Raw genomic sequence first — 5,461 nt, 5'->3', positions numbered from 1 at the left:
TCGAGACCATTCATCCATGAAGAGCGGGGAGCGGGGCGCGGGGCGCGGGGATGGGGAGACTGGGGGACTGGGGGATTTGGGGGTTGGGGGACTGGGGGAAAAAAGCTAAATTGGAACGCAGTTCCAATCTCAACTCCCCGCTCCCCGCCCCCCGCCCCCCGCTCCTGCCCCTAAACCTTCAAAGACACTGTCGTTACCCCTCGCCTTAACAAGAGTTGACGATCGATCCAGGATTGACGGAGACGATTGCGGATGAGGGACACATGGGGCGCGAGCCAACTGACACCATAGCGCAGCGGTGCGTAATTTCTCAACAGTTCGCCTTGGCTGACTTCGGCGGATTGCAATTTTTGAATCTGGATAATTTCTGGCTCGCGTTCGGCTTGAATTTGCGGGAGTACGGCATCGATTTCTGCCAGATCGGCATGTTGCTGGAGTACCGGCACTAGATAATTGGCAGCGACGATGACATCGCGCAAGCCCATATTGATCCCTTGGGCGCGGATTGGCGACATCGGATGAGCGGCATCGCCCAGGAGCAATACCCCTGGCGCATACCACTGAGGACATAACCCGACTGTTACCGATAATAAAAATGGTCGATCGAGCTTTTGTTGTTGTAATACGGTCGCTAATCGATCGGGTGCAGCCGCCGCTAACTTCTGCTTCCAGTTGAGCCGTTGCCAAGCATTGGGATCGTCGCCAGGTTGTCGCTGCAACGACCAGCCGATCTGTAACTTGCCGTCACAGCCCAAAAACAAGCCAAAGCCATCATTGCCACAGAGGATCGAGTAGAAAATATTCTCCGCTGCAAATTCGGGACTGCTAGGCAATTTAAACCATAAAACATCAAAACTTTGAGATTGACGATCGAGTGGTAATTTGGCCTTTTGCCGGACGATCGAACTGCGTCCATCCGCCCCAACAATCAGTCTGGCATCGATCTGGCGATCGTCACCGAGGATAACACCGACTGCGCGGTCATTTTCCCACACAAAATCGCGCACCGCAGTCCCCGCGATAAATTCAAAATTAGGATACTGCTGTGCTGCGGCCATCACCCCCGCTAAAAAATCTGGCTGGGAAATCAGCGTGCAAGCTCTACCTCCAGGCTCCATCGGTTCATCGACCCGAAACACCGAGCGATTTTCGATAATAAATTCCCACGCATCAAGGGGACGATGGGGAATCTGCGCGACTAAGTCCGTCAAGCCCATAAACTCGATCGCTTCCAACCCGCTCGGCATCAACGCCTCGCCCCGAAAAGTCCGTCGAAAGTTGCGCGAAGCTTCGATGAGTTTGACGTCAATTCCCCGCTGTGCCAGCAGCATCGCCAGCGTCAACCCTGTCGGCCCTGCCCCAATAATTACCACCTGACTCATGTTGGACTGCAAGCGATCGTGCTTGCTGGATAAAATACTCTACTTAGCTATTATTGTAAGGACGCAATGGGAATCTATGCCCAGTTCCTTACACTTGCGACCAAGATTAGGCGCATCTATTACCAGACGATCGTGTTACGCAATTGTGCCCCACACCTGCGCCTCGATGAATAAATCGGATCTGCGCATTGGATCGGTTGGCCACTGGCGATCGGAAATGCCAATGGGAGCTTTTGCCGCCGATAAAGATGACAAGGATTGAAAGGGTCGATCGTTTTTATGGTAGTAATGTGTAAGCATCATTTGTTTTAAAACCCGATGGCTTCACCAGAATTACATCCGCCCCTCCGGACTCCATTGTACGATCGCGCGATCGCTCTCAATGCCAGAATGACCGCTTTTTCGGGTTGGGAAATGCCCGTGCAGTTTAGTGGCATTACCCCCGAACATGAAGCCATTCGCACCAGTGCGGGGATGTTTGATATTTCCCATATGGGCAAGTTTAGCTTGCAGGGCGATCGGGCAATCGAGCAGCTTCAAAAATTGGTACCGTCGGATCTGAGTCGGCTCCAACCCGGACAAGCCCAATATACGGTGCTGTTAAATCCTCAAGCCGGAATTATCGATGACATCATCGTCTATCAAGAGGGCGCGGGTAGTGTCGTGCTGATTGTCAATGCAGGGACGAAAGAGAAGGATAAAGCTTGGTTATTGGCGCATCTAGACCTTGCGCAGGTGGAATTTGAGGATTTGTCCGATCGCGTGCTGATCGCCGTTCAGGGGCCAGAGACAGTCCGTAAGCTCCAGCCGTTAGTCGATATCGATCTGACCCAGTTAACGAATTTCGGCCATTCCGCAGCTCTAATTTTTAAAAACCCCGCCTTCATCGCCCGCACTGGTTACACTGGCGAGGATGGTTTTGAAATTATGGTCGCGCCAGATATCGGCGGCCAACTCTGGGACGCACTCCTAACTGCTGGTGTCGTCCCTTGCGGCTTGGGGGCGCGAGATACCCTCCGATTAGAAGCGGCGATGTGTTTGTACGGTCAAGACATTAGCGATACGACTACGCCGCTGGAAGCTGGTTTAGGCTGGGTGGTGCATCTGGATACCAAGGGCGATTTCATCGGGCGCGAGGTATTAGAGCGGCAAAAAGCCGAAGGCGTCAGCCGGAAATTAGTCGGGCTGAATATGCAGGGACGGTTCATCGCTCGGCATGATTATCCCGTGGTAATTAACGGCGAGCCAGCCGGAATTGTCACCAGCGGCACCATGTCGCCCACCCTCGGACAAGCGATCGCGCTAGCCTATATCCCGACCGAATTTGCCAAGATCGGCCAAGTCGTAGAAGTCGAAATTCGCGGTAAACTGCACCCCGCTACTGTAGTCAAAAAACCCTTTTATCGCTCTGCTCATCGCGCCTAACATCTCGATCGAGTGGAGCTTTAGCCGCTAAATCTGGGCTTTATAACCATAGGCACAAATTTCACAGCAGTGGTTATGAGCGATTTTCCAGACTTCTCGCCCCAGGGATACCAAGTACTTAGAGAACTAGGACGCAATGCATCTGGCGGACGAGTGGTTTACTTGTGTGAAACTCTAGCCGAACCGATCGATCGAGTTGTCATCAAGCAATTTCAATTTGCCAGAGGTTCTGGTTGGTCGCAATTTAAAGAAATCGAACGGGAAATGCAAGTCCTCAAAGACTTAGAGCATTCTGGCATTCCCCGCTACATCGGTTCGATTCAAACCGATGATGGTTATTCGATCGTTCAAGAATTCAAAGACGCTCAAGCTCTATCGATTCCCCGCAGTTTCGATCCCGATCGAATCAAGCAAATTGCCGTAGCCGTACTCGAAATTTTGGTGTATCTCCAAGCCAGAATTCCGGTAGTCATTCACCGCGATATCAAACCAGAAAATGTGTTGGTAGATGAAGATGTCAACGTCTATTTAATTGACTTTGGTTTTGCCCGGATTGGTGGTGGCGAAGTGGCGATGAGTAGCGTCGCAGCGGGAACTTTTGGCTTTATGGCTCCCGAGCAGATGTATAACAAGGGGCTAACTACTGCCACCGATTTGTATGGTTTGGGAGCGATGTTAATTGCGTTACTCACTCAGACCAAATCGACAAAAATGGACGCGCTCATCGATGAAGATGGCAAAATTGCCTTTCAACATCTGACCCCGAAATTAAGTCTTTCATTTATTAAATGGTTAGAAAAAATGGTCGCGCCGCGAGTTGGCGATCGCTATCCCGATGCCGAATCAGCTTTGGCAGCTCTGCAACCGATCTACGTAATTAGAGATCCTTTCGTCCAATTCAGTCACACCAATCTGCAATTTCAAGCCACCAAATTAGGTGAGAAAATTAGCAAAACAATGACGATCGTCAATACTACTGCCGATACGTTACTTGAGGGAAATTGGTCGATCGAACCTCACCCCTACGATTCCGGTAGCAGCGATCGCCTGCATAAATGGATATCGTTTTCATCGCGAGTAGTCAAGGGCAATCGAGTAGACTGCGAGATTACGGTAGACACTAGTAAACTCGCCGCACAATCGCGCGGGACTCGATCGATCGTCTTGCACAGTAATGCCGTCCCCAATACCCACTCAATCTCGTTGGAAGTTTCAACCGCACCGCTGTCAGTCCAGATGAAGAAATTGCCCTATGCCGCAATGGTGGTATTTTGGCTGTTTGCATTTGGATGCGGACAAAGTCTGAATGTCAGCGAAGCTTGGCAGCGAGCTGAAGTTAGCATTGCCGTTGGCTTTTTGATGCCTAGCATTGCGATGGTTTTAGCTAGTAACGCACACCCTCATCCGGATGGGATTAAAATTCGGACTTTTGCTGGGGCAATCATGGGGGGTATTTGCGGTCTAATTAGTGGTAGTTTCGCCGGATTTATAACTGGAGCTACGTTTGGCGGTTTCGCTGGCTTTATCGCTGGGGGGATAAATAATGCCAAAGCGGTAGCTGGGGTCGTCATCGGGTTACAGGCGATCGCTGGTGCGATCTTTGGCAGTGCGCTGGGCTTTTTCGCGGGGTGTTTTGCGGCGGCTGGAGCTGGGGCGGGGATAATTACTGGCGCGATCGTGGGACTGCAAGCGGGGATAATTGGCTATCTCTACGATGGTAGTTATGCCGAACTGCCAGAGTCGAGTAAATATGGGCGCGGCTTCATTTTTATCGTGCTAGAAACGATCGCTATTTTTGGTCTAGACTTGGGTGTATGGTTGGGCAAAGCCAATACATATTTGATGCTAATCACCCTGGGAGCGGCGGCTGGATTAGCTTATCTCTTGCTGTATTTACCATCGCGACAATTTAAACAGATCGAGATTTATCGTCAGCGACAAAAGCAGCTAATTAAACTATAACTCTCGGCAATTTCAACTTTTTGTTAAAATCTAGAACATTTAATCATGAATAACCTCTAGTCTACAATACCGATCGAGATCGATCGAGATTTAGGATCCTCTAGCCCGAATTATATGGCTAAATTTTATTCACAGCTCGATGCTCAACTGTGTGAATTTATCGCTCAGCAGCAGCTCTTTTTCACTGCCACAGCCCCGATCGACGGACGCATTAACCTGTCACCTAAAGGGATCGATTCGTTTCGGTGCCTGGATTTCGATCGAGTGGCTTATCTAGATCTGACTGGCAGCGGTAACGAAACAGCCGCGCATCTGCATCAAAATGGGCGGATGACCATCATGTTCTGTAGCTTCACTGACAAGCCGTTAATCTTGCGGCTCTATGGCAAGGGCGAAGTTGTGAGTCCTGGTAGTTCGCAATGGGATCGTCTTATCGAGCGATTCACCGATCTCCCTGGCAAACGCCAGCTCATCTTATTGCAGATCGAATCAGTGCAAACATCGTGCGGTTATGGCGTGCCAATTTACGAACTTCAGACCGAACGATCGACTCTACTCGATTGGGCGACGACTAAAGGTGCGGATGGTGTAAGTGCCTATCAACACCAAAAAAATCTTACGAGTATCGATGGATTGCCGACTTATTTAGAGTAATCAATGAAAGTCTTAGCCACTAGCCGATAGCAAGCTGA

Annotated in this window: 4 protein-coding genes; 3 read left to right on the top strand and 1 reads right to left on the bottom strand. The window is 50.3% G+C overall.

Translation table 11 applies throughout. The features are described 5' to 3' along the window. Positions 1–170: 170 nt before the first annotated feature. Positions 171–1,382: an FAD-dependent monooxygenase gene (locus RMO84_RS14300; RefSeq protein WP_310489120.1), complete on the bottom strand. Its 1,212-nt coding sequence runs from the start codon at positions 1,380–1,382 to the stop codon at positions 171–173. A gap of 318 nt (positions 1,383–1,700) precedes the next feature. Here RMO84_RS14300 and gcvT point away from each other — a divergent pair, with 318 nt between their 5' ends. From gcvT to RMO84_RS14285, 3 genes are all read left to right on the top strand, one after another. Then, complete coding sequence (gene gcvT / locus RMO84_RS14295) at positions 1,701–2,807, top strand: glycine cleavage system aminomethyltransferase GcvT (protein WP_310489119.1); 1,107 nt, start codon at positions 1,701–1,703, stop codon at positions 2,805–2,807. Positions 2,808–2,882: 75 nt separating this feature from the next. Continuing rightward, positions 2,883–4,769 (top strand): serine/threonine-protein kinase, encoded by a 1,887-nt coding sequence (locus RMO84_RS14290; protein ID WP_310489118.1) that lies wholly within the window; start codon positions 2,883–2,885, stop codon positions 4,767–4,769. Between the two features lie 114 nt (positions 4,770–4,883). Continuing rightward, entirely contained in the window at positions 4,884–5,423 is a 540-nt protein-coding gene (locus RMO84_RS14285) for a pyridoxamine 5'-phosphate oxidase family protein (protein ID WP_310489117.1), read from the top strand. The last annotated feature ends 38 nt before the right edge of the window (positions 5,424–5,461 follow it).

The organism is Chamaesiphon sp. VAR_69_metabat_338 (assembly GCF_031423935.1).
Lineage (GTDB): Bacteria > Cyanobacteriota > Cyanobacteriia > Cyanobacteriales > Chamaesiphonaceae > Chamaesiphon.
The sequence above is the reverse complement of the archived record's forward strand: the minus strand, read 5'-3'. Positions and strand labels throughout refer to the sequence as shown.